Source organism: Advenella mimigardefordensis DPN7 (genome assembly GCF_000521505.1).
GTDB classification, from domain to species: domain Bacteria; phylum Pseudomonadota; class Gammaproteobacteria; order Burkholderiales; family Burkholderiaceae_B; genus Advenella; species Advenella mimigardefordensis.
Window position 1 is genome coordinate 2,095,257 of sequence record NZ_CP003915.1, and the last position, 23,539, is coordinate 2,118,795.

At 53.9% G+C, this 23,539-nt stretch carries 23 protein-coding genes; 20 read left to right on the forward strand and 3 right to left on the reverse strand.

Annotated features, from left to right (window positions below):
- The first annotated feature begins 118 nt into the window (after window positions 1-118).
- From MIM_RS09670 to MIM_RS23200, 3 genes are all read left to right on the forward strand, one after another.
- Window positions 119-814 (forward strand): fumarylacetoacetate hydrolase family protein, encoded by a 696-nt coding sequence (locus MIM_RS09670; RefSeq protein ID WP_025372551.1) that lies wholly within the window; start codon window positions 119-121, stop codon window positions 812-814.
- A 340-nt stretch (window positions 815-1,154) separates the two neighbouring features.
- Window positions 1,155-1,388, forward strand: coding sequence for a hypothetical protein (locus MIM_RS22885; protein WP_144084623.1), 234 nt, complete (start codon window positions 1,155-1,157; stop codon window positions 1,386-1,388).
- A 13-nt stretch (window positions 1,389-1,401) separates the two neighbouring features.
- On the forward strand, window positions 1,402-1,881 hold the full coding sequence (locus MIM_RS23200; protein WP_025372552.1) for a DUF5339 family protein: 480 nt from the start codon (window positions 1,402-1,404) through the stop codon (window positions 1,879-1,881).
- Between the two features lie 183 nt (window positions 1,882-2,064).
- Here the strand turns inward: MIM_RS23200 and MIM_RS09680 are convergent, their stop codons facing one another.
- The 3 genes from MIM_RS09680 to trxA form a co-directional block, all read right to left on the reverse strand.
- Window positions 2,065-2,403 (reverse strand): PsiF family protein, encoded by a 339-nt coding sequence (locus MIM_RS09680; RefSeq protein WP_025372553.1) that lies wholly within the window; start codon window positions 2,401-2,403, stop codon window positions 2,065-2,067.
- A gap of 221 nt (window positions 2,404-2,624) precedes the next feature.
- Window positions 2,625-3,881, reverse strand: coding sequence for a transcription termination factor Rho (gene rho / locus MIM_RS09685; protein ID WP_025372554.1), 1,257 nt, complete (start codon window positions 3,879-3,881; stop codon window positions 2,625-2,627).
- 81 nt (window positions 3,882-3,962) lie between these two features.
- Window positions 3,963-4,289, reverse strand: coding sequence for a thioredoxin (gene trxA / locus MIM_RS09690; protein WP_025372555.1), 327 nt, complete (start codon window positions 4,287-4,289; stop codon window positions 3,963-3,965).
- A 296-nt stretch (window positions 4,290-4,585) separates the two neighbouring features.
- Here trxA and MIM_RS09695 point away from each other — a divergent pair, with 296 nt between their 5' ends.
- The 17 genes from MIM_RS09695 to fdx all read left to right on the forward strand — a co-directional run bounded on the left by MIM_RS09695 (window position 4,586) and on the right by fdx (window position 22,801).
- The gene (locus MIM_RS09695) at window positions 4,586-6,592 is read left to right on the forward strand and encodes a DNA topoisomerase IV subunit B (protein ID WP_042070177.1); all 2,007 of its coding nucleotides are present in this window, start codon (window positions 4,586-4,588) and stop codon (window positions 6,590-6,592) included.
- On the forward strand, window positions 6,592-8,919 hold the full coding sequence (gene parC, locus MIM_RS09700; protein ID WP_025372557.1) for a DNA topoisomerase IV subunit A: 2,328 nt from the start codon (window positions 6,592-6,594) through the stop codon (window positions 8,917-8,919). Before MIM_RS09695 ends, parC begins: the two co-directional genes overlap by 1 nt.
- Before the next feature lie 4 nt (window positions 8,920-8,923).
- A complete protein-coding gene (locus tag MIM_RS09705) occupies window positions 8,924-9,964 on the forward strand; it encodes a CDP-6-deoxy-delta-3,4-glucoseen reductase (RefSeq protein ID WP_025372558.1) in 1,041 nt (346 codons plus the stop codon).
- Between the two features lie 246 nt (window positions 9,965-10,210).
- Entirely contained in the window at window positions 10,211-12,826 is a 2,616-nt protein-coding gene (alaS, locus tag MIM_RS09710; protein WP_025372559.1) for an alanine--tRNA ligase, read from the forward strand.
- A 77-nt stretch (window positions 12,827-12,903) separates the two neighbouring features.
- A complete protein-coding gene (locus tag MIM_RS09715; protein ID WP_169733375.1) occupies window positions 12,904-13,143 on the forward strand; it encodes a sulfurtransferase TusA family protein in 240 nt (79 codons plus the stop codon).
- Between the two features lie 120 nt (window positions 13,144-13,263).
- Window positions 13,264-13,521, forward strand: a complete 258-nt coding sequence (gene rpsP, locus MIM_RS09720; RefSeq protein ID WP_025372561.1) for a 30S ribosomal protein S16 — start codon at window positions 13,264-13,266, stop codon at window positions 13,519-13,521.
- Between the two features lie 265 nt (window positions 13,522-13,786).
- A complete protein-coding gene (gene rimM, locus MIM_RS09725; RefSeq protein WP_042070179.1) occupies window positions 13,787-14,377 on the forward strand; it encodes a ribosome maturation factor RimM in 591 nt (196 codons plus the stop codon).
- Complete coding sequence (gene trmD, locus MIM_RS09730; RefSeq protein ID WP_025372563.1) at window positions 14,377-15,144, forward strand: tRNA (guanosine(37)-N1)-methyltransferase TrmD; 768 nt, start codon at window positions 14,377-14,379, stop codon at window positions 15,142-15,144. The genes rimM and trmD overlap by 1 nt, the downstream gene beginning before the upstream one ends.
- 223 nt (window positions 15,145-15,367) lie before the next feature.
- Window positions 15,368-16,396, forward strand: coding sequence for an LLM class flavin-dependent oxidoreductase (locus MIM_RS09735; protein WP_025372564.1), 1,029 nt, complete (start codon window positions 15,368-15,370; stop codon window positions 16,394-16,396).
- A gap of 301 nt (window positions 16,397-16,697) precedes the next feature.
- A complete protein-coding gene (locus MIM_RS09740) occupies window positions 16,698-17,189 on the forward strand; it encodes a low molecular weight protein-tyrosine-phosphatase (RefSeq protein WP_025372565.1) in 492 nt (163 codons plus the stop codon).
- A 375-nt stretch (window positions 17,190-17,564) separates the two neighbouring features.
- The gene (locus MIM_RS09745) at window positions 17,565-18,068 is read left to right on the forward strand and encodes a Fe-S cluster assembly transcription factor (protein ID WP_025372566.1); all 504 of its coding nucleotides are present in this window, start codon (window positions 17,565-17,567) and stop codon (window positions 18,066-18,068) included.
- Between the two features lie 15 nt (window positions 18,069-18,083).
- Window positions 18,084-19,295, forward strand: a complete 1,212-nt coding sequence (locus tag MIM_RS09750; protein ID WP_025372567.1) for an IscS subfamily cysteine desulfurase — start codon at window positions 18,084-18,086, stop codon at window positions 19,293-19,295.
- Between the two features lie 20 nt (window positions 19,296-19,315).
- A complete protein-coding gene (gene iscU, locus MIM_RS09755) occupies window positions 19,316-19,699 on the forward strand; it encodes a Fe-S cluster assembly scaffold IscU (protein ID WP_024005716.1) in 384 nt (127 codons plus the stop codon).
- Window positions 19,700-19,704: 5 nt separating this feature from the next.
- Complete coding sequence (gene iscA / locus MIM_RS09760; protein WP_025372568.1) at window positions 19,705-20,028, forward strand: iron-sulfur cluster assembly protein IscA; 324 nt, start codon at window positions 19,705-19,707, stop codon at window positions 20,026-20,028.
- Window positions 20,029-20,030: 2 nt separating this feature from the next.
- The gene (gene hscB / locus MIM_RS09765) at window positions 20,031-20,558 is read left to right on the forward strand and encodes a Fe-S protein assembly co-chaperone HscB (protein ID WP_042071212.1); all 528 of its coding nucleotides are present in this window, start codon (window positions 20,031-20,033) and stop codon (window positions 20,556-20,558) included.
- 12 nt (window positions 20,559-20,570) lie between these two features.
- Window positions 20,571-22,433: a Fe-S protein assembly chaperone HscA gene (gene hscA / locus MIM_RS09770; protein WP_025372570.1), complete on the forward strand. Its 1,863-nt coding sequence runs from the start codon at window positions 20,571-20,573 to the stop codon at window positions 22,431-22,433.
- A 26-nt stretch (window positions 22,434-22,459) separates the two neighbouring features.
- Window positions 22,460-22,801, forward strand: coding sequence for an ISC system 2Fe-2S type ferredoxin (gene fdx, locus MIM_RS09775; RefSeq protein ID WP_025372571.1), 342 nt, complete (start codon window positions 22,460-22,462; stop codon window positions 22,799-22,801).
- Window positions 22,802-23,539 lie beyond the last annotated feature (738 nt).

Sequence of the window (23,539 nt, forward strand, 5' to 3'; positions counted from 1 at the left end):
AAAAAGGGCACGGCAGTACACGACCGGGCCCTTTTTTGATGGCGCGCACCAGAGCAGCAAGCTGGCCTGCCGCAATGCTTTATTGATTAACGATAACCAAGACCATGAAGAGACTGCTATGACTTATGTATTTCCCGCCCCTGAGGTGGTTTCCCTTGCGATTGCTGGTAGCGATGCACGTTTCCCGGTGCGTCGTGTTTACTGCGTAGGACGCAATTACGCCGAGCATGCCAAGGAAATGGGTTTTACCGGCCGTGAAGATCCGTTCTTTTTCAGCAAACCTGCTGACGCATTGCTGCCTATCGCCGATGGTGAAACCGGACAAATGCCGTATCCATCCAAAACGTCCAACCTGCACTACGAAATGGAATTGGTTGTCGCCATTGGCAAAAGGGGCAAGGACGTGTCTGTAGAGGAGGCTGCGCAGATGGTTTTCGGCTACGCACTGGGTCTGGACATGACCCGACGTGATCTGCAGGGCGAGGCCAAGAAGCAGGGTCGGCCCTGGGAAGTGGGCAAGGCCTTTGATCTGTCAGGCCCTATCGGACCTGTGCATCCGGCGGCAACGGTTAAGGACATTGACACGGCGGCAATCTCGCTGGATGTGAACGGTGAAACGCGTCAGAGCAGCACCATCGCGTCGCTGATCTGGTCCATTCCGGAATCCATTGCGTATCTGTCCGGCCTGTTTGAGCTGCAGCCCGGCGATCTGATTTTTTCCGGCACCCCCGAAGGCGTGGGCGCGGTCGTTGCCGGCGATGAGCTGGTCGGTAAAGTTGAAGGACTGGGCCAGTTGAACGTGCGAATCGTCTGATGCATTACCTGCATCCCTGCGCCAAAAGCGGGCAGGGATGCAAGAAAACGCCTTTTTTCTGTGCATGCAGAAGCTGCGCTAAAAGCCATTTTCCGGCGCTTCTGCACTGAATCAGACAGCCTGCCACCGGTACAAAACGTTAAATATTAAGACACCGGCAAAATCAGGGATTCAGCCTTTTGCAAGCTAAATCAATCAGATAGCCTCATTGACCACGATCTGAAAAAATTGCAAATGTTACAAATATAAGCACTTTATAGTCGTTCTGTAATGACCTTTCGAGCGAAAGTGCGAATAATGGTTTGTACTGATTTCGCAATTCAAATAAAGAGGTTAAGTCATGAAAGTTAATACGACACGCTCAATAGTTTTGACAGCAGTATTCGCCGGTCTGTTAGGTCTGGCGGGATGCGATAAAGGTGCAGATTCCTCGGCTCCTGCTGATACGCCAGCCGCATCATCTGAAGCACCGGCTACATCGGCACCCGCTGATTCCGGCACAACGCCTGCGCCGTCTGGCGAAGCCCCCGCTTCTGGCGAAGCCCCTGCGTCTGGCGGCAGCCAGCCACAATAAAGAAGAGGGATGTATGAATTTAAATAAAACACGTCTGGCGGTGCTGGCTGCCGTCATGGCTGGCGTTGTTGGGCTGGCCGGGTGTGACAAAGGCTCGGATTCTGCCGCACCCGAAACGCCTGCGGCGACATCCGAGGCGCCAGCCACGCCGGCGCCGGCTGCGGAGCCTGCAGCACCTGCTGCGCCGGCAGAGTCTTCACCGGCGCCGGCTGATTCCGGTACTGCATCTTCCTCTGCTGCAGGTGAGACGCCAGCGCCAGCGGCCGATTCTTCGGCTGGGGCAGACAGTAACCTGCCGCAAACCTGCCAGGATTACTTCAAAAAGGCCGAGGACCTGGTTGCGAAGGCAGGCGGTTCTGCTGATCAGATGAAACAGATGATGGATCAACAGCGCTCACAGATGGCCGCGATCAAGGATCAGGCGCAACTGGAGTCCAGCTGCAAGCAGGCACTGGATATGCTGGATCAGCAGATGAAACAAATGCCACAATAAGTATTAAACGTTGGGCGCATTCCTGCGGGGATGCGCCGCTAAAACAACGATGGAGTTTTTGCAAAGTCTCTCCATCATGGTTACTCTCTCTGGGCGACTCGACAATCATATTGTTGGTCGCTTTTTTTTGTGCTGATACCGGCAGTGTCACGCGCCGCCGGTATGTTAACTGTCTGCCTGGCTTCAGGTTTTTTTCAGGCACGTGCTCATGAATGTTTTGCGCGCGTCGCCGGTGAGGGATTTGGCTTTTGCGTCCTTGTTGCAGTCGGCCATCCGTTGCTGGGAACTGCTTAGCGGTTTGCCGTCTTTGGTCGTGCTGTTATTGCTCAGGCATTCTTTCATAAACTGCTTACGCTGGTCGCCATGCAGATTTTTGGTTTTGGCATCTGCATTGCAGGTCGTCATACGGCTTTGCTGACTATTTTCTTTTTTTGCCGGCGCGGCTGTTTGCGCCATGGCGGTCATGCACAACAGGCTGGCAGCGACTGCTGCAGCGCAGGCTGATTTGCTGACAATATTCATTTTCATTCCTTTCTAACGGGATCAAAAATACGACATGATCGGATGGTCATGCTGCGCATAGCATACGCTCAAATCATAAAATCTGGCGAGCAAAATTTAGCAAAATCCGCCTGTGATATTTTCACGCCGTTGCATGGAGGATGTGAGGCAGAATTTTTCTGCCCGTAGACAAAAAAATACCTTCGCAACGGAAGGTATTTTCAGTCTACAGCAAGGTTTTCTTATTTTTTCATCATATCGAAGAACTGGTCGTTGTTCTTCGTGGACTTGATCTTGTCCAGAATAAATTCCATTGACTCGACTTCGTCCATATCATGAATGAACTTGCGCAGTACCCAGACGCGCTGCAGCTTCTCGGGCTTCATCAGCAATTCTTCGCGGCGGGTACCGGATTTGTTCAGGTTGATGGCAGGGTAGATACGTTTTTCTGCCAGGCGGCGTTCCAGATGAACTTCGCAGTTACCAGTGCCTTTGAACTCTTCATAGATGACTTCATCCATACGGCTGCCGGTTTCAATCAGCGCGGTGCCGATAATCGTCAGGGAGCCACCTTCTTCAATATTCCGGGCAGCACCAAAAAACCGTTTGGGGCGTTGCAGCGCATTGGCGTCTACACCGCCGGTCAGCACTTTGCCCGAAGAGGGCACGACCGTGTTGTAGGCGCGGGCCAGGCGAGTGATGGAGTCCAGCACAATGACCACGTCTTTCTTCAGTTCGACCAGGCGCTTGGCCTTTTCGATCACCATTTCGGCAACCTGTACGTGGCGAGTGGCCGGTTCATCGAAGGTAGAGGCAACCACTTCACCACGCACGGTACGGGTCATCTCTGTCACTTCTTCGGGGCGTTCATCAACCAGCAGAACAATCAGGGTTGCGTCGGGGTAGTTGGTGGTAATGGAATGCGCAATATGCTGCATCATGACCGTTTTTCCCGATTTCGGGCTGGCGACGATCAGGGCGCGCTGACCTTTACCGATAGGTGAAAAAATATCCAGAATACGGCCGGTGTTGTTTTCTTCGCTTTTGATATCGCGTTCAAGCAGCAGCGGTTCGTCCGGGTGCAGCGGCGTCAGGTTCTCGAACATGATGCGATGTTTCATCAGTTCCGGAGAGACACCATTGACGTTTTCTACTTTGACCAGGGCGAAATAGCGTTCGCCGTCTTTGGGTACACGTACTTCGCCTTCAATCGAATCACCTGTGTGAAGATTGAAGCGGCGGATTTGTGAAGGGGAGATATAGATGTCGTCGGTGCTGGCGAGGTAGGAAGTTTCAGGGGAGCGAAGAAAGCCAAAGCCGTCTGGCAATACTTCCAGCACACCATCCCCGAAAATTTGTTCGCCCATTTTTGCGCGACGCTTCATGATGGCAAACATTAATTCCTGCTTGCGGAAGCGGTTGGCGTTTTCGATTTCCAGGCCGGCAGCCATATCGAGCAGCTGCGACACATGCAGTGCCTTTAATTCATTAAGGTGCATTATTTATGAGTAGGATAGATAAGGATTGATATAAGAGTCGTGGCGGCGGGCTGACGAATGAGCCCGCGCGAAAAAAATAATTTAAATGGATTCGTCAATGAACCCGGTAAGCTGGGTTTTGTTGACTGCGCCGACTTTGGTGGCGACAGCTTCACCGTTTTTGAAGACCATCAGTGTCGGGATGCCGCGAATGCCGAATTTGGCAGCCACTTCAGGGTGGTCCTGGACATCGACCTTGACAACGTGGATACGGCCTTCGTAGTCGCGGGACGCCTCTTCCAGCAGAGGAGCAATCGCCTTGCATGGACCACACCAGGGTGCCCAGTAGTCTACCAGCACCGGCAGCTCCGACTTGAGCACTTCGGCTTCAAATGTTTTCTCGGTTGCGTGTTTGATCAGATCGCTCATAATGTTTTCAGATGACAATAGTCAAGAATAATCAGAAATGAAATAGTACGTATTTGGGATGCCTCGATTTGAGGTCGATCAAAGCGGATAGGTTTGATGTGAGCTGCGACGGAATGGATTTATCAGTTTGAATTCCGAAGCCGGCGTATGAAGCCGGGCCGGTCAGGGAATGGATAGACCTGACAGGCTAACAGCAGCCAAATGCGTCTGTAGTTAAATGTAAGAATACCATTTATCGATAAAGATTGTTTAAAAGCGTGATTATTAGGCGACAAAAAACACATTGAGCACGTAAAATGTCTGTTTTTTTGAACAGTATCGAGAAACACGTGGCCGCCAAGCAAAGCTATGACGAAGCATCAATCCGGGTCCTCAAGGGTCTGGAGCCCGTGCGCGAACGCCCGGGCATGTACACCCGCACGGAAAATCCGCTGCATATTATTCAGGAAGTCATCGACAATGCTGCCGACGAATCCCTGGCGGGTTTTGGCAGACAAATTACTGTTACCGTCAACACAGATAACAGCGTAACGGTAGAAGACGACGGGCGGGGCATCCCCGTTGGCATACACCCCGAGGAAAAAGCGCCGGTAGTGGAAATTGTTTTTACCCGACTGCATGCAGGCGGCAAGTTCGACAAAAAAGCCGGCGGGGCTTACGCATTCTCCGGCGGTTTGCACGGTGTGGGGGTGTCCGTCACCAACGCGCTGTCAACCCGAATGGAGGTGACCGTCTGGCGCGATAGCAGTGAGTACCAGCTGGTATTTGCCAAAGGCGGGGCGCTTGAGTCCCCGCTAACCCGTCTGGGTGATGCGGTCCCCCGCAAGAAAACCGGCACGCGCATCCGCATCTGGCCCGATCCCAAATATTTCGATACGGCCCAGATTCCAATGAACGAACTGTTGCGCCTGCTGCGCAGCAAGGCCGTTCTAATGCCGGGTGTGACCGTTGTTTTGAACAACGAAAAAACCGGCGAGCAGAAAAAATGGCTGTACGAGCGTGGGCTCACCGGTTATCTGAGCGAGTCGCTGGCGGGCGAAGAGTTGCTGGTGCCGGTGTTTGCCGATAGCCAGTACGCCGACAAGTCGCACGAGTACTTTGCCGATGGCGAGGGTGCTGAATGGGCCGTGGCCTGGACCACCGAAGGACAGGTTGTACGTGAATCCTACGTGAATCTGATTCCCACTTCGGCTGGCGGCACGCACGAGGCCGGCTTGCGCGAAGGGCTGTATACGGCGCTCAAGAGCTTTATCGAATTGCACAATCTGCTGCCCAAAGGCATCAAGCTGCTGCCTGAAGACGTATTTTCCCGGGCCAGTTTTGTGCTGTCGGCCAAGGTGCTGGACCCGCAGTTCCAGGGGCAGATTAAAGAACGGCTGAATAACCGCGACGCTGTCCGTCTGGTGGGCGGGTTTGCCAAAACGTCATTTGAATTGCGTTTGAACAGTAATGTGGAAGCGGGCCGCAAACTGGCCGAACTGGCGATTCGCCAGGCGCAGGTACGCACCCGTTCCGCGCAGAAGGTTGAAAAACGCAAGAGTTCCGGCGTGGCGGTGTTGCCGGGCAAGCTGACCGACTGTGAATCGTCCGATAGTACCCGTACCGAAGTATTCCTGGTTGAGGGCGACTCTGCGGGTGGCTCTGCCAAGATGGGTCGCAATAAGGAATTTCAGGCCGTGCTGCCATTGCGCGGCAAGGTCCTTAATGCCTGGGAAGTGGAAAAAGACCGTCTGTTTGCCAATAATGAGATTCACGACATTGCCGTGGCGATTGGCGTAGATCCACATGGCCCCAATGACAATCCTGATCTGTCCGGGCTGCGCTACCGTCGTATTTGCATCCTTTCCGATGCCGACGTTGATGGTTCGCATATTCAGGTACTGCTGCTCACGCTGTTCTATCGCCATTTTCCCCGGCTGGTAGAAAATGGCTTTGTGTTTATTGCCAAGCCGCCCCTGTTCCGGGTAGATGTTCCCGCACAGGGCAAGCGTCCGGCACGCAAGCTGTATTGCCTGGATGAGTCGGAACTGGAGGCCGTCCAGGAAAAACTGGTGCAGAAAGATGGGGTAAAACCGGGTAGTCTGAGCATCAGCCGCTTTAAAGGTCTGGGCGAAATGAGTGCGGAACAGTTGTGGGAAACAACCATGAATCCGGACACGCGCCGTTTACTGCCGGTGGGCTACGGCGAATTGACGTCAGACGAAACGAAACAAATGTTCAATATGCTGATGGGTAAAGGCGAGTCTGCGCAGCGACGCAGCTGGCTCGAAGACAAAGGTAATTTAGCTGAAGTGGATGTGTAATGAGTGATCAAGACCAGACGGACCTGTTTGACGCAGCGCCTCCCGAAGACGAAACCATCACCCTGGGTTTGTATGCCGAGCAGGCATATCTGGACTACGCGGTATCGGTCGTGCGCGGCCGTGCCTTGCCCGACGTAGGTGATGGTCAGAAGCCCGTACAGCGGCGTATTCTGTATGCCATGAGCGAAATGGGTCTGCGTGCCGGCGCCAAGCCGGTCAAGTCGGCCCGGGTGGTGGGCGATGTGCTGGGTAAGTTTCACCCGCACGGCGACCAGGCCGCCTACGATGCACTGGTGCGGATGGCTCAGGACTTCACCTTGCGCTATCCGCTTATCGATGGCCAGGGCAATTTCGGTTCGCGCGACGGTGATGGCGCTGCCGCCATGCGATATACAGAGGCGCGCCTGACGCCTATTGCCGATGTGCTGTTGGGTGAAATTGACGAGGGCACGGTTGACTTCATTCCCAATTACGATGGCAGCCAGCAGGAGCCGCAAATGCTGCCTGCGCGCCTGCCGGTCATGCTGCTTAACGGCGCCTCGGGTATTGCCGTGGGGATGGCAACTGAAATTCCTTCGCACAATCTGCAGGAAGTGGCGGCGGCTGCTGTGGGCCTGCTGCGTCATCCGCGCATGAGCGACGAAGAGCTGTATGCGCTGATTCCCGGGCCGGATTTTGCCGGTGGGGCCCAGATTATTACGCCTGCCAGCGATATCGCAGCGATTTATTCCTCGGGCCGCGGTTCGCTCAAAGCGCGCGCCCGCTGGGAATTTGAAGAAATGGCGCGGGGCCAGTGGCAGCTGGTCATTACAGAATTGCCGCCCAATACCTCCGGGCAGAAAGTGCTGGAAGAAATTGAAGAAATCACCAACCCCAAAGTAAAAGCGGGCAAGAAAGCGCTGACGCCCGATCAGCAGGCAAACAAATCCGCCATGCTGGGCATGCTGGATGCCGTAAGAGATGAGTCCGGACGGGAAGCGGCAGTGCGGCTGGTGTTCGAACCCAAATCCTCGCGCATTGATCGTAACGAATTCGTTAATCTGTTGCTGGCACAAACCAGCATGGAAGGGACCGTCTCGGTCAATCTGGTTTGTATTGGTATCGACGGCCGGCCGCGCCAGCGCAATCTGCGCACCATCCTGGAAGAATGGCTGACTTTCCGCACCCTAACGGTTACCCGTCGGACACAGCACCGCCTGGATAAGGTCATTGACCGCATCCATGTGCTGGAAGGCCGCATGGTGGTGTATCTGAACGTCGATGAAGTGATTCAGACCATACGCGAGTCCGATGAGCCGCGTGCGGCGTTGATGGCACGGTTTTCGCTCACGGAACGACAGGCCGAAGATATTCTGGAAATGCGGTTGCGTCAGTTGGCAAGACTTGAAGGTTTCAAGATCGAGCAGGAGCTTAATGACAAGCGTGATGAAGAGAAAAAACTGCAGGAACTGCTGGATAATCCGTCAGCGCTTAAACGCATGATTGGCAAGGAGATTGAAGCCGATGCCAAAAAATACGGAGACGCGCGCCGCACGATCATCCAGGAGGCCGAAAGGGCAGTGCTGGAAACCCGTATCGTACAGGAACCGGTGACTGTCATTGTGTCGGAAAAAGGCTGGCTGCGTTCGCGTCAGGGGCATGGTCATGACCACACCCAGTTCGGTTTCAAAACCGGCGATCGCATGTACGCCGCTTACGAATGCCAGAGTACCGATACACTCATCGCGCTTGGCAGCAATGGTCGCGTCTATTCAGTGGCAGTAGCGACGCTGCCATCGGCACGCGGCGACGGCCAGCCTATTACCAGTATGGTTGATCTGGAGCGTGGCACGCAGGTCACTCAGTTTATCGCGGGCGCTGCCGACAGCCGCTGGTTGCTGATGCAAAGCAACGGGCTGGGCTTTACCGCAAAACTGTCTGATATGATCAGCCGCCAGAAAGCAGGAAAACAGTTCGTAACGGTCGAGGCCGAGCAGCATTTGCTGCGCCCCATCCCCGTATTCGATAGCAGTACCCATCTGGCGATGTATACCGCCAAAGGGAAAATTCTGATCATCGATTTGGGAGAAGTGAAATCGCTTGCGGGCGGTGGTCGCGGCACCCAATTGATGACACTCGATGCCAGTGACAGCCTGGCCCAGATTATACCGGTGGGCGAAGGCGGTATTGTGGTGTCGGGCATTTATCGCAATAAGCAGACCGAGGACACGCTCTCGCTGCAGGCGCTGGCCGAATACATCGGCAAGCGCGCACGCAAGGGGCGCCTGTTCGTTGTGCGCATGAAAAACATTACACTGTTGCCGGTTCTGGCAGCAAACAAGGAGTAAAGTCGTGGGATATAAAGTGACGGTGCATCCCAGCAACCATCAATTTGAAACAACAGAAGGGCAGACGATTCTGGACGCCGCGCTGGCTGCGGGCTTTGTGCTGCCTTATAGCTGTCGCAGCGGGTCCTGCTCTACCTGCAAGGGTAAAGTGATTAGTGGAACTTTTGATGCCGGCCCGGCGCCTGCCCAGATTCTGTCAGCCGACGAGATCAGCGCAGGTTACACCCTGTTCTGTCAGGCGCATGCGACCAGCGATATGGATATTGAAGTGCGCGAAGTGCGTATGGCCAGCGATATCCAGATCCGCAAAATGCCTGCCCGTGTGATGGCGCTGGACAAGGTCGCCGATGATGTCATGGTGATCAGCCTGCAGTTGCCGGCAACCGAGCCTTTTCGATATTACGCGGGGCAGTATATTGAGTTCATTTTGAAGGACGGCAAGCGTCGCAGTTTTTCCATGGCCAGCGCGCCTAACGGTACCGAACCAGTACAGTTGCATATACGGCATCTGCCGGGCGGCGTATTCACCGATCACGTATTCGGCGCGGGTGCAACGCAAATGAAAGTGCGCGAAATCCTGCGCGTAGAAGGGCCGCTGGGTTCATTCTTTCTGCGTGACGACAGCGACAAGCCAATTATCTTTCTGGCCAGTGGGACTGGTTTTGCGCCGATCAAGGCGATGATGGAACACATTATCGAGAAAGGGATCATCCGTCCTGTCACGCTTTACTGGGGAGGTCGGCGTCCGCAAGACCTGTATATGAACGAGCTGGCTCAGCAATGGGATCGCGACCTGCCATTTTTCACCTATGTGCCGGTCATTTCCGATGCGACCCCGGAAGACGCCTGGACCGGCCGCACCGGCTTCGTGCATAAGGCAGTGATTCAGGATTTTCCTGATCTGTCCGGTCACCAGGTGTATGCCTGCGGTGCGCCTATCGTGGTTAACAGTGCCCGCACAGAATATACCGGGCTGTGTGGCTTGCCGGAAGATGAGTTTTTTGCTGATTCGTTTACTTCGGAAGCGGACGCCATTCATAACTAGCGTCGCGCGTAGTCAGTAAAACGTAGTTAGTAATTTAGGCCGGTGTGTCGCAGTGGCGAGCCGGCCTTTGCTTTATCTGGCGAATGTGTTGCCTGAGGCACATCAACGCGGCCAATAGACTGAATAATAGGGTCATTCGAGGCCAGGAAGCGACATATTACTTTGACATTTGCTGTGCTGTTGCGTGCAATTGCTAAAAGTCATCTTATAATAGCAGGTTACCAAATTTTTCTGCCATTTCTCATAATGAAAGTCGCTGATATCCGCCAGAAATTCCTGCATTTTTTTGAATCGAAGGGCCACACCATTGTGCCGTCTTCTTCATTGGTGCCGGGAAACGACCCTACCTTGCTCTTTACCAATTCCGGTATGGTGCAGTTCAAGGATGTATTTACCGGCAAGGAAACGCGTCCGTATTCGCGCGCCACAACGTCGCAGCGTTGCCTGCGTGCCGGCGGCAAGCACAATGACCTGGAAAACGTCGGTTATACCGCCAGGCATCATACCTTTTTCGAAATGCTGGGTAACTTCAGCTTTGGTGATTATTTCAAGCAGGATGCCATTCGCTACGGCTGGGAGCTGTTAACCACGGTCTATGGCCTGCCGGCCGAGAAATTATGGGTAACGGTCTACCAGGAAGACGATGAGGCCTATGATATCTGGCTTAAGGAAATCGGCGTTCCGGCAGAGCGTATTATCCGTATCGGCGACAACAAGGGTGCACGCTATGCGTCCGACAATTTCTGGCAAATGGCCGATACCGGCCCTTGTGGTCCGTGTTCCGAAATTTTCTATGATCATGGTCCCGATGTCTGGGGTGGCCCACCGGGATCGCCTGAAGAAGACGGCGACCGCTATATTGAGGTCTGGAATCTGGTGTTCATGCAGTTTGAGCGCGATCAGCAGGGCAATATGACGCCGCTGCCGCGCCCCTGCGTTGATACCGGTATGGGCCTGGAGCGTATCGCTGCCGTGTTGCAGCATGTGCATTCGAATTATGAGATTGACCTATTCCAGAACCTGATTAAGGCAGCGGCACGCGAAACGGGTACCAGCGATCTGACCAACAACTCACTCAAGGTGATTGCCGATCATATCCGTGCCTGCAGTTTTATGATTGTAGATGGTGTTATTCCGGGTAACGTGGGGCGCGGCTATGTGCTGCGCCGTATCATTCGCCGCGCCCTGCGTCACGGTCATCAACTGGGTAAGACCACACCGTTTTTCCACCAACTGGTTACTGATCTGGTTGAGCAGATGGGCGAGGCCTATCCTGAACTGGCCAAATCGGCTGAACACGTGGCTTCCGTGATCCGTCAGGAAGAAGTACGCTTTCAGGAAACCCTGGTCAACGGCATGCGCATCCTGAACGATGAGCTGGCTGCGCTGGGCAAAGACGGCGTGCTGGATGGCCAGACTGCCTTCCGCCTGTATGATACTTTCGGTTTTCCATTCGACTTGACCGCAGACGTCTGTCGTGAACGCGGTTTCGGCGTTGATCAGGCTGGCTACGACCAAGCCATGGCTCACCAGAAGGCGCAGGCCAAGGCCAGCGGCAAATTCAAAATGGCGGCGAACCTGCAGTATGAGGGCGCGCAAACCCGTTTTGAAGGTTACGAACATCTGCAAACCAGCGCAACCATACAGGCGCTTTATGTCGACGGCACGCTGGTCGATGCGGTCCAGGAAGGGCAGGATGCCATTGTGGTGCTGGACACTACGCCGTTTTACGCTGAATCCGGCGGGCAGGTCGGAGACAGCGGTACGCTTACCGGGTTCGGTTCGGCTTTTGATGTAGTCGATACACAAAAAATTCAGGCCAATGTATTCGGTCATCATGGTGCGGTTAGCCTGGGCAGCCTCAAGGTGGGCGATCAGGTTCAGGCGCTGGTTGATACCGACAGGCGTCAGGCCACGATGCGCAATCACTCAGCGACACACCTGTTGCACAAGGCGCTTAAGCAGGTTTTGGGCGAGCATGTACAGCAGCGCGGCTCACTGGTTGATCCTGATAAAACCCGCTTTGACTTCTCCCACGGTGCACCGGTAACGGCTACGCAGATTCGTGATGTGGAAGCGATCGTCAATAACGAGGTGCTGGCCAACAATGCGGTGGCAGCACGCGTGATGGCTTTTGATGATGCAGTGGCGGATGGCGCCATGGCGCTGTTCGGCGAGAAGTATGGCGATACCGTCAGGGTTCTGGATATCGGTTTTTCACGCGAACTTTGCGGCGGCACACACGTTGCGCGCACGGGCGATATCGGTCTGTTCAAAATTGTTTCCGAAGGCGGTGTGGGCGAGGGCGTGCGCCGCGTGGAGGCCATTACCGGACACAATGCGTTTGGCTGGGTGCAGAACCTGAATGCATCGGTGCAGCAGGCGGCTGCTATTTTGAAAACCAGTCCTGCTGATCTCGTGGAAAGAACACGCTTGCAGCAGGAGCAGTTGCGCGCTGCGGAAAAAGAAATGGATCGCATCAAGGCCAAGCTGGCTGCCGCGTCCAGCGCCGATTTGTCATCGCAGGCCGTGCAGGTCAAAGGCACACAGTTGCTGGCCCTGGTGGTTCCCAATGCTGACCCCAAATCGCTGCGAGGTCTGATCGATAATCTGAAGAACACTCTCAAGAGCGGCATTGTGCTGCTGGCGACCGAAAGCGATGGTAAAGTAAGCGTTGCGGCTGGTGTTACCCAGGATCTGACCGGTAAAGTGAAGGCAGGAGACCTGGTGTCCCATGTATCTGCACAAATTGGCGGCAAGGGCGGTGGTCGTCCCGATATGGCCATGGGTGGCGGTACCGATACTGCGGCCTTGCCGGGCGCTGTGGCAGGCGTTCAGGAGTGGGTGGAATCACGGCTGTAAAGGGCTGCGGTGCATCCGGCCTGGTCAGGCCCTGTGGCTGTTTACGCGGCGTGGCAGGCTTATCTTAGGAAAAAATGATGTCAGAAGAAGTTGCGTTTGTTCAGGTGGTTGATGCGTCGGGCTTAACCTGTCCGCTGCCTATATTGCGGGCAAAAAAGGCGCTGGCAACCATACAAAGCGGTGAGGTGCTGAAAATTATCACCACAGACCGCAATGCGATTCGTGATTTTCAGGCGTTTTCCAAACAGACGCACAATCCGCTTTTATCCCAGGAAGAAACCGAGACAGGGGCCGTCCATTACCTGCAGAGACGCTAAGTCTGTTGTTTTAATTCGGTTTTTCATGGCAATTACAGGAATTTTCTTGGCAGGTGATGGTAATTAGTGCTATCATCTTCTGTTTTAAGAATTCCTGAACTCATTCACAAAGGTCTACCTATGGTGGTTATTCGTCTGGCCCGCGGTGGCTCAAAAAAACGTCCGTTCTATAATCTGGTTGCTGCTGATTCTCGCAACCGTCGTGACGGTCGTTTCATTGAGCGCGTTGGCTTTTACAATCCTGTAGCCAAAGAAGGCACAGAAGCCCTGCGCATCGCATCTGACCGCGTTACATACTGGGTTGATAACGGCGCTCAGCTGTCTCCCGCTGTTGCTCGTCTGGTTAAAGAATACGCGGCAAAAGTAGCCAACGCTTAAATTCAAAGCGTTCAAAGCAGCTTTATTCAAAAGCAGATTTTGCTTAAGGTTTGCTTCTGAATCAAGCGTCGGCGTGGCTTATGCCCGTCTCTAACGGGTAAAAGTACTGGCCCTGGCTTCATGCCGGGGCTTTGCCATTTGCGCTGTAGCTACACAACGGATTTGAGCCACAATCCTGATGTTGTCTTTATTGCATTGTGGCGTGTTGTGGTTCTGATCGTGCCAATTTTTATCATTATTTGAATTTTTACTGCCTGGAGCTGGAATGAGCACGCTACCCGAGGATCTGGTCGAGCTTGGTCGTATTGTATCTGCCTATGGCGTTAAGGGGATGGTAAAAATCCAGCCCTATTCAGATGACCGCAGTGCATTGCTGGATATTGACCAGTGGTGGCTGGCCCGCGTATCGCCTCGTAATGGTGCGCTGTTGTCTGCGCATACGCCGATTCGGGCGCAGCGGGTGCGGGAGCAGGGTGCGGATCTGGTGGCTGCCCTGGAAGGGGTCACTGATCGCGATCAGGCCGAGGCCATGAAAGGCACGTCGGTTTTTGCATCTCGTAGCCAGTTTCCTTCAGCACCGGAAGATGAGTATTACTGGGTCGATCTGATCGGCAGCCGGGTCTATCTTGAAGATAGCGGTGAGCTTGCGGGTGTTGTCCTTGAGGTAATGGATAATGGCGCGCACGGTGTGCTGCGGGTTGCCCGGCACCAGGCTGATGCGCAGGGTGAGCCGGCGCCGGTACTTGATGCCAAAGGGCGCGTCCTGGAATGGCTGGTGCCATTTGTGAGCGAGCATGTGCCAGAGGTAGATGTGGCGGCTCGCCGTATTGTGACCCGTTTTCCGCTGGATTTCTGATGCGGTTTGACGTTATTACCCTGTTTCCTGAGTTATTCACAGCGGTGAGTGACTCAGGGGTCACGGGCAGGGCGCATCGGCAGGGTATCTGGTCGGTCAATACCTGGAACCCCAGAAGCTACACGACAGACGTGCATCATACGGTCGATGATCGTCCCTACGGTGGCGGACCAGGCATGGTCATGCTCAGTCAGCCACTGGAGCGTGCACTGCTGGCAGCGCGTGCCCATCAGCAGGAGCAGGGGGCGCCCGCTTTGCCGCTTATTCTGATGAGTCCTGTGGGGCGCCGGTTTGATCAGGCGGTGGCGCAATCACTGGCTGCCGGCCCGGGTGCTATCGTGCTCTGCGGTCGTTACGAAGGTATTGATCAGCGATTTATTGATCAGTATGTCGATGATGAGCTGTCTATAGGGGATTTTGTGCTCTCGGGTGGGGAAATTGCCGCCATGGCTATTATGGATGCCACTGTTCGGCTGCTGCCCGAGGTATTGCATACGGCTGATTCGGCCATTCAGGACTCTTTTCAGCCATCCTTGTCTGGATTGCTGGATAGCCCTCATTACACCCGTCCGGAACTATTTAATGGTGTGCCAGTGCCGCCGGTGTTGTCTTCGGGCCACCATAAAAATATTGCGCGCTGGAGGCGGGAGGCCTCGCTGTCGCTCACGGCCAAACGGCGTCCGGACCTGATTGATGCTGCCCGACAGAAGGGCTGGCTAACCCGCGAAGATGAGGCATTTTTGCGGACACTGCCGTCCGGTGCCTAAATACCGGCAGTACAGTCATGCTAAGCGCAGGGTTTTTATCGCATTAAATCCTTGCTTGCATTACTATTGCTTAGTCAACTAATTTTGTGCAAATCGGTGTGACCGGGCATGTGTTCTACGCGAGTGAGGCTGGCCGGGGGCAGAGCGCCGATCGTCTGCACTTTACTGCATTTACTATCGGGCCTGTCAAAAGCGCCTGCTGTCTGATTCCTGCGAGGCCATTGTGATTCCATTTTCAGTTCTAGATTTATCCCCCGTTAACGAAGGCGAAACCACCCGCGAAGCGCTGCAGCATTCCCTGAGGCTGGCGCAAACTGCCGAGCAGCTGGGTTATCGGCGCTTCTGGATGGCCGAGCACCACAATATGCCTGGTATCGCCAGTGCGGCGACGGCGGTGGCGCTTGGTTTTATTGCGGGTGGCACGCAATCGATCCGCATCGGTTCGGGTGGCGTCATGCTGCCTAATCATTCGCCGCTGGTCATTGCGGAGCAGTTTGGTACGCTTGCGTCGCTGTACCCGGATCGCGTTGATCTGGGGCTGGGGCGGGCACCTGGTACTGATATAACAACGGCCCGGGCGCTACGACGCGACATCTATGCGGCTGCGGAGCGATTCCCTGAAGATGTGCAGGAATTGCAGGCCTATTTTGAGGATGAGCAACCAGGGCAGGCTGTGCGGGCCGTGCCGGGCAGCGGCCTGCGGGTACCACTGTGGTTATTGGGTTCCAGTCTGTATAGCGCTCAACTGGCGGCGCATCTGGGCCTGCCATTTGCCTTTGCTTCGCATTTTGCACCTACCGATCTGATGCCTGCGCTGTCGGTTTACCGCAGCATGTTCCAGCCGTCCGCCTATCTGGATAAGCCGTATGCCATGGCCTGTGTCAATGTCATCGCTGCCGGGACCGATGAAGAGGCCCGGTTCCACTATACCTCCATGCAACTGGCGTCGGTTCAGCTGTTTCGGGGCAAGCCGGGCAAAATGCCGCCGCCGGTAGAGGATATTGATGCGCTGGTCACGCCGATGGAAAAAGCCGGAGTAGAGCAGAAGCTGGCTTACTCCATGATTGGATCGCCCGCTACCGTACAGCACGGTATCGAACGTTTCATCGAGGCGACGGGTATAAATGAGCTGATGATTACTTCGCGTATTTATGATGTCCAGGCCAGGCTTACCTCACTGGCATTGACGGCGCCCATATTTAATCCAGGAGCCGGCGCGAACCTCGATTCCAGCGCGCCTGCAAACGCTTAAGTCAGTTCATCCGGCGTTGTTTGAACAGTACGATGCCGACACGGTGAGTGCATTGCAACAACTGTTTTTGCGCAATGCCCTGTGCTGGTGCAGAGATTGCATGAAAGTTGTGCTCTGCACTAAATATTTGGCTTTTGGCTATTTTCACTTGAATTTAAAGCGTGTATGATTTAAGTAAGTTCATGTGATTTCAGGCATGGATCTTACCATCTTGATTTTTAAGAAAAAATCTCTATATAACTCACGTTGAAACGTAAATAACGCTTGCCTTTCTTAGGGTTTTCCATCACACTATATGGCTATGGTCACTAAAGTTCTTTTTGTATGCATGGGCAATATCTGTCGCTCTCCCGCTGCGGAGGGGGTCTTTCGTCGCCTTGTCGAAGAGGCGGGCTTACAGGACTCTATTACGACAGATTCGGCCGGAACACAGGACTACCATATTGGTGATCCTCCGGATGGTCGTGCCCAATTGGTGTCAAGAAAGCGCGGCTACGATATTTCCCAATGTCGCGCACGGCAGGTCACTCCCAATGATTTCAAGGAGTTCGACCTGATTCTTGCGATGGACTGGGAAAACCTGTCGTATCTGCAGCAAATCTGCCCCAAACCGCAACAGCACAAGCTGATGCTGTTAATGCGATTTGCCAACGACTACGAAGAGGCAACCGTGCCGGATCCCTATTATGGTGGTCTGGACAGCTTTACACGTATGCTCGATTATCTGGAAGATGCCTGTCAGGGCGTGTTCGAAATCATCAGCAAGCGCGTCAAGCAATATCAGGCTGCCTGAGTACCCTAAGGGTTTCGGTCAGGGGTGCAGCTTAACAGTATGCACCATAATAAGGCAGGGCAGTATACGCTGTGCATTCAGGTGCTGGCTTGTGTGCTCAGGTCAGTCATGCGGAGCATCGAACCGGCGGTCTCACCTGCCTTCGGTTCCGGGGGAGCAGGCAATCTGATATCCCCCGATTTTGTGCCCGGTTTGTTTCCTGGCGGGACGTAACAGTTTCTACCTGTTTCTGTCCATTCCCTTTTCGGTTGGCACCATCCCCTTCGTTGGGCTTTGCACAACACCTTTTTATTGCATCGCATTAAACCCTAGTAAATTACTAAGGATTTTGCTATACTTGAGTAAATTACTCGGTTTATTGGCAAAGGATTCGCTATGCGTCTTACTACAAAAGGTCGTTTCGCTGTTACCGCCATGATTGATCTCGCCCTGCGCCAGAATGGCGGGCCCATTACTCTTGCGGCAATCAGCGAGCGGCAGAATATTTCCCTGTCCTATCTCGAACAGCTGTTTGGCAAGTTGCGTCGTCACGAACTGGTTGACAGCGTACGCGGGCCGGGCGGAGGCTATACATTGGCCAAATTCGCCCGTGAAATCACGATTGCAGACATCATTTTTGCAGTAGATGAGCCGATTGACGCCACCAGTTGTGGCAGCAAGACAGACTGTTCTACCGGCAAGAATGGGTCGCTTAGCGGCAAATGCATGACGCATGACCTGTGGACCCGGCTGAACCGCACCGTTGTAGATTATCTTGACTCGGTCTCATTGCAGGATCTGGTCGATCAGCAGCGCATGCGTCAGCTTGAACACCAGGCCGATTCTCCGGTTGTGCAAATGAAAAAGACACCTGATGCCCTGGCATCTGTTATCGCTTAATCAGTGGAGTATAGAATGCTTAAATTACCCGTTTATCTGGACTATTCAGCAACCACCCCGGTTGATCCTGAGGTAGTTGAGAAAATGGTGCCATGGCTTTATGAAGAGTTTGGTAACCCCGCATCACGCAGTCACTCTTTCGGCTGGACGGCAGAAGAAGCCGTTGAAAACGCCAGAAAGCAGGTGGCCGATCTGGTTAACGCCGACCCACGTGAAATCGTGTGGACGTCGGGCGCAACCGAATCCGACAACCTGGCCATTAAGGGCGCTGCCCAGTTTTACAAAGAGCGCGGCAAGCACCTGATCACGGTCAAAACTGAACATAAAGCAGTGCTCGATACAATGCGGGAACTGGAGCGCCAGGGCTTTGAAGTAACCTATCTGGACGTTCAGGAAAATGGTCTGATCGATATGGACGTGCTCAAAGCAGCCATTCGTCCCGACACCATTCTGCTCTCTGTTATGTTTGTGAACAATGAAATCGGCGTGATTCAGGACATTCCTGCGATTGGCGAACTGTGCCGCGAAAAAGGCATTATTTTCCATGTCGATGCAGCTCAGGCAACCGGCAAAGTAGATATTGACCTGTCTACCCTGAAAGTAGATCTGATGTCTTTTTCTGCTCATAAAACGAATGGTCCCAAAGGGATCGGCGCGTTGTATATCCGCCGCAAACCACGTATTCGTATTGAAGCGCAAATGCACGGTGGCGGCCATGAACGTGGCTTTCGTTCCGGTACCCTGGCAACGCATCAAATTGTGGGGATGGGAGAAGCGTTCCGCATTGCCCGGGAAAAAGGCCATGCTGAAAACGAACGTATCCGCGCCTTACGCGATCGCTTGTGGAACGGTTTATCCACGATCGAAGAAGTGTATCTGAATGGTGATATGGAAAAACGTGTACCGCATAATCTGAACGTCAGCTTCAATTATGTGGAAGGCGAATCGCTCATCATGGCAATCAAGGAATTGGCGGTATCCAGCGGCTCTGCTTGTACCTCTGCCAGCCTTGAGCCCTCTTATGTGCTGCGTGCTCTGGGCCGTAATGATGAACTGGCACACAGTTCCATCCGCTTCACCATCGGTCGCTTCACAACCGAAGAAGAAATCGATTACGCAGTCGAACTCATCAAATCCCGCGTCGACAAATTGCGCGATATGTCTCCCTTGTGGGAAATGGCCAAGGAAGGCATCGATCTGAACAGTGTTCAGTGGGCAGCGCATTAACAGTTTCAGGAGAAATTATCATGGCATACAGCAACAAAGTTCTTGATCACTATGAAAATCCTCGTAACGTAGGCTCGTTCGAGAAAGGCGACGAATCTGTCGGTACCGGCATGGTTGGCGCTCCTGCCTGTGGTGACGTTATGAAACTGCAGATCAAAGTCAACCAGGAAGGTGTGATTGAAGACGCACGTTTCAAAACCTATGGCTGCGGCTCCGCCATTGCTTCCAGCTCACTGGTTACCGAATGGGTCAAAGGCAAGACGCTGGATCAGGCGCTGGACATTCGCAATAAGCAAATTGCCGAAGAACTGGCCTTGCCACCGGTGAAAATTCACTGTTCTATCCTGGCTGAAGACGCCATCAAGGCAGCGGTTCAGGATTATAAAGACAAACATACGGTTTAAGCACGATGGCAATTACCTTATCTCCGAAAGCGGCGCAGCACATTGAACGCTACCTCCAGAAGCGTGGTAAGGGGATTGGTCTGCGTCTGGGTGTGCGCACTACCGGTTGCTCCGGTATGGCGTACAAACTTGAATATGTTGACGAACCGGATACGGCCGATCAGGTATTTGAAAGCCACGGCGTGAAGGTTTTCGTCGATGCGAAAAGCCTGCCCTATATCGATGGCACCGAGCTTGATTATGCCCGTGAGGGATTGAATGAAGGCTTTAAATTCAGCAATCCCAATGAAAAAGCGGCCTGCGGCTGCGGCGAATCATTTACGGTGTGAACGTGACAGAGCCGGCAGCATCGCATTTCTCGTTATTTGGCTTACCTGAGCAGTTCGCCGTGTCATTGCCCGATCTGGAACAGGCATGGAAGACCGTGTCTGCCAGAGTGCATCCCGACCGTTACTCGACCGCATCGGCGGCCGAGAAACGGGTTGCCATGCAATGGTCATCGCGCATTAATGAGGCCTATCAGGTCCTTAAGAATCCTTTGGCACGGGCACGTTATTTGTGTGAGCAGGCGGGAGCCGACATTGGCGCTGAAAATAACACAGCGATGGCTCCACAATTTTTGATGGCACAAATGGAGTGGCACGAAGCGCTGGACGAGCTACGGGATGCGCCCGATGCAGAGCGCGTACGTGCGTTTCTGGATACTCTGGAGCAAGCCGAGACCGATCTGTATGCGCAATTGCAGACGCTGCTCGATGTTCAGAAAGACATTCCGGCGGCGACCGCAAAAGTGCGCGAAGGCATGTTCATCTCGAAAATCCATCAGGACGCCAAAGCGTTGCTGCGTCAACCTAAATAGAATTTTCAAAGCATGGCACTCTTACAGATTTCCGAACCCGGAGACTCTCCGGTCCCTCATCAACGTCGTTTTGCCGTAGGTATTGATCTGGGCACGACCCACTCGCTGGTCGCAGCAGTGCGCAATAGCATTCCCGAAGTCCTGGCCGACGAGAACGGCAAGGAACTGTTGCCGTCTGTTGTCCGTTATCTGGACGGTCAGGGCGTGGAAATCGGCTACCCGGCCGTTCGCAAGCAAAACACCGATCCCCTGAATACCCTGGTTTCTGTCAAGCGGCTGATGGGTCGCTCCTATGACGAAGCGGTCAGCATGAAACTGCCTTACGAGTTTTCTCCTGGCGAGGGCACAGTGCGTATACGCACCCGTCAGGGCGATAAAACACCGGTGGATGTGTCGGCACAGATCCTGGCCAAGCTGCGCCAGCGGGCGGAAGATGTGCTGGGTGATGATCTGGTCGGGGCCGTTATTACGGTGCCTGCTTATTTTGATGATACGCAGCGTCAGGCGACGCGTGATGCGGCGCGTGTGGCGGGTCTGAACGTCTTGCGCCTGCTCAACGAGCCTACTGCTGCAGCGATTGCCTATGGGCTGGATAATGCCTCTGAAGGGGTGTTTGCCGTATATGACCTGGGTGGCGGCACTTTCGATATCTCGATTCTGCGCCTGAGCAAGGGCGTGTTCGAAGTGGTTGCGACGGGTGGCGATACACAATTGGGTGGTGACGATTTTGATGAGGCCATTGTGGCCGATATCATGAAGCACCATAGCCAGGAACAATTAACCGCGGCAGACCGCCGACTGTTACTGAGTCGCGCGCGTCAGATGCGGGAAAAGCTGTCTGCTACCCCTAAGGCCGCCTTTGAAGTGTCTCTTTCCAATGGCCTGAATATCGACCAAATGTTCCCACAGAACCATTTCGAAAATATCAGCCGGCATCTGATTACGCGCACGCTGACGCTGGTGGACGATGTGCTGCATAGCGCCGGGCTGACTGCGGAACAGATCAATGGTGTTGTGCTGGTAGGCGGTGCAACTCGTATGCCGATCGTACGCAATCGCGTTCGCGAACATTTCAATCAGCAACCCTTAACCGATCTGGACCCCGACAAAGTCGTGGCGCTGGGTGCTGCGCGCCAGGCACATCTGCTGGCCGGCAATCGCGCCCCAGGCGAGGATTGGCTGTTGCTGGACGTGACGCCACTGTCGCTGGGACTGGAAACCATGGGCGGCCTGGTAGAGAAAGTTATTCCCCGTAACAGCACCATTCCCGTGGCGCGCGCACAGGAATTTACCACCTATAAAGACGGTCAGAGCGCCATGAGCATCCACGTGTTGCAGGGTGAGCGCGATCTGGTTACCGACTGTCGCTCACTGGCGCGCTTCGAACTGCGCGACATCCCGCCAATGGTCGCCGGTGCAGCGCGTATCCGGGTGACGTTCCAGGTGGATGCAGATGGCTTGCTCAGTGTGACGGCCACCGAACAAAGTACCGGCAAAGAGGCGCAGATTACCGTCAAACCTTCTTATGGTCTGACTGACGAGCAGATTACCACCATGTTGCAGGAAAGCATGCAGAACGCCGGCGAAGATTCGGCGCAGCGCATGTTGCGCGAACAGCAGGTGGATGCGCGCCAGTTGCTCGATTCAGTGAAATCCGCCATGGACAAAGATCGTGATCTGTTGAGTGAAGACGAGATTCGCGAGATTACCGAGCACATTGAATCGCTGTCGGGCCTGTCCGATACCGATGATATTGTGGACTGGCGGGATGCCACCGACAGGCTGGCCAAGGCAACGGAAGATTTTGCTGCTCGTCGCATGGACAGAAGCATTCGCAACGCGCTCGCAGGCAAATCGCTTAATGATATCGCTTAAAGAACCAAAATAACGGACCAACGTTTATGCCCAAGATTACCGTATTACCGCATCCCGATGTCTGCCCTGACGGCGCTGTCATTAACGATGCACCTGAAGGCACTTCCATTTGCCGGATTCTGCTGGACAATCATATTGAGATTGAACACGCGTGTGAACTGTCCTGTGCCTGCACCACCTGCCACGTTGTGATCAAGGAAGGATTCAATTCACTGGAAGAAGCGACTGATGATGAAGAAGATCTGCTGGACAAGGCGTGGGGACTGACCTCTGTGTCGCGCCTGTCGTGCCAGGCAATCGTGGCAGATCAGGATCTGGTCGTGGAAATTCCTAAGTACACCATCAATCATGCCAAGGAAAATCATTGATGGCAGGTCGCACCTGAATCCATTTGTATTGTGAAAAACACCCCAAAAGTTATACATTAATTCAACCTTTGGGGTGTTTTTTATTGTGGGCGTGTTGCTGGCGCTTTGTCCAGGATACTGCAATGCAGGGCTGTCAAAGGAGACGCGAGCGGCATGGCGTGAGTTCGAGAGCTGCTGCCGGCAATCTGCCGTGTTGATGCGTTTGCTTCCCTGTCATACCAGGAAAAGGCAGCCCGCAGCGCAGCTTACTTCTCGGGCTCTTATGTTGATTGTATTAAAAGGCGATCGTCATTATTAAAAGGCGATCGTCCTTAAAACAACTCAAGGCAAAGTTGCTCTTCATCAGCACCGAATTTCCTCAAATTGTAGCTGCAGTAGATCAGGCCAAGCACCCCAGTGACAAGGGCAGGCGGAATGGCTTGTGGGTACCGGTGGGTTGGCGGTGTGACAATGGTTAGTCGATAAATGACAAGTGAAAACAATAAAAATACCGCCCAGTTCTTAACGTTCATGGGTCACCCACAGGACGGATTGATAGGCAACACTATTGAGTTGTTTATTGCTCATATCGTTGTCTTTTTCTCAAGGTTTGCTACGCGTGCTGCATCGGTCGTGCCTGGGCAGTGATGGATGCAGCGTTGATTTCAATTTGAAAAAAGGGTATAGCCGTCTATCTACGGTATTCCATTCACGGCATCTGAGAAGCTATGAAGGCTAAGGTGCTGCCGATGCATGTGA

Coding starts and splice junctions, on each gene's coding strand:
- iscA (WP_025372568.1), top strand. CDS start 19,705: ATGGCAATTACCTTATCTCCGAAAGCGGCGCAGCACATTGAACGCTAC.
- hscA (WP_025372570.1), top strand. CDS start 20,571: ATGGCACTCTTACAGATTTCCGAACCCGGAGACTCTCCGGTCCCTCAT.
- alaS (WP_025372559.1), top strand. CDS start 10,211: ATGAAAGTCGCTGATATCCGCCAGAAATTCCTGCATTTTTTTGAATCG.
- rho (WP_025372554.1), bottom strand. CDS start 3,881: ATGCACCTTAATGAATTAAAGGCACTGCATGTGTCGCAGCTGCTCGAT.
- MIM_RS09670 (WP_025372551.1), top strand. CDS start 119: ATGACTTATGTATTTCCCGCCCCTGAGGTGGTTTCCCTTGCGATTGCT.
- MIM_RS09745 (WP_025372566.1), top strand. CDS start 17,565: ATGCGTCTTACTACAAAAGGTCGTTTCGCTGTTACCGCCATGATTGAT.
- MIM_RS09715 (WP_169733375.1), top strand. CDS start 12,904: ATGTCAGAAGAAGTTGCGTTTGTTCAGGTGGTTGATGCGTCGGGCTTA.
- MIM_RS22885 (WP_144084623.1), top strand. CDS start 1,155: ATGAAAGTTAATACGACACGCTCAATAGTTTTGACAGCAGTATTCGCC.
- trmD (WP_025372563.1), top strand. CDS start 14,377: ATGCGGTTTGACGTTATTACCCTGTTTCCTGAGTTATTCACAGCGGTG.
- MIM_RS23200 (WP_025372552.1), top strand. CDS start 1,402: ATGAATTTAAATAAAACACGTCTGGCGGTGCTGGCTGCCGTCATGGCT.
- iscU (WP_024005716.1), top strand. CDS start 19,316: ATGGCATACAGCAACAAAGTTCTTGATCACTATGAAAATCCTCGTAAC.
- rimM (WP_042070179.1), top strand. CDS start 13,787: ATGAGCACGCTACCCGAGGATCTGGTCGAGCTTGGTCGTATTGTATCT.
- rpsP (WP_025372561.1), top strand. CDS start 13,264: ATGGTGGTTATTCGTCTGGCCCGCGGTGGCTCAAAAAAACGTCCGTTC.
- MIM_RS09695 (WP_042070177.1), top strand. CDS start 4,586: ATGTCTGTTTTTTTGAACAGTATCGAGAAACACGTGGCCGCCAAGCAA.
- MIM_RS09680 (WP_025372553.1), bottom strand. CDS start 2,403: ATGAATATTGTCAGCAAATCAGCCTGCGCTGCAGCAGTCGCTGCCAGC.
- fdx (WP_025372571.1), top strand. CDS start 22,460: ATGCCCAAGATTACCGTATTACCGCATCCCGATGTCTGCCCTGACGGC.
- MIM_RS09750 (WP_025372567.1), top strand. CDS start 18,084: ATGCTTAAATTACCCGTTTATCTGGACTATTCAGCAACCACCCCGGTT.
- parC (WP_025372557.1), top strand. CDS start 6,592: ATGAGTGATCAAGACCAGACGGACCTGTTTGACGCAGCGCCTCCCGAA.
- MIM_RS09740 (WP_025372565.1), top strand. CDS start 16,698: ATGGTCACTAAAGTTCTTTTTGTATGCATGGGCAATATCTGTCGCTCT.
- trxA (WP_025372555.1), bottom strand. CDS start 4,289: ATGAGCGATCTGATCAAACACGCAACCGAGAAAACATTTGAAGCCGAA.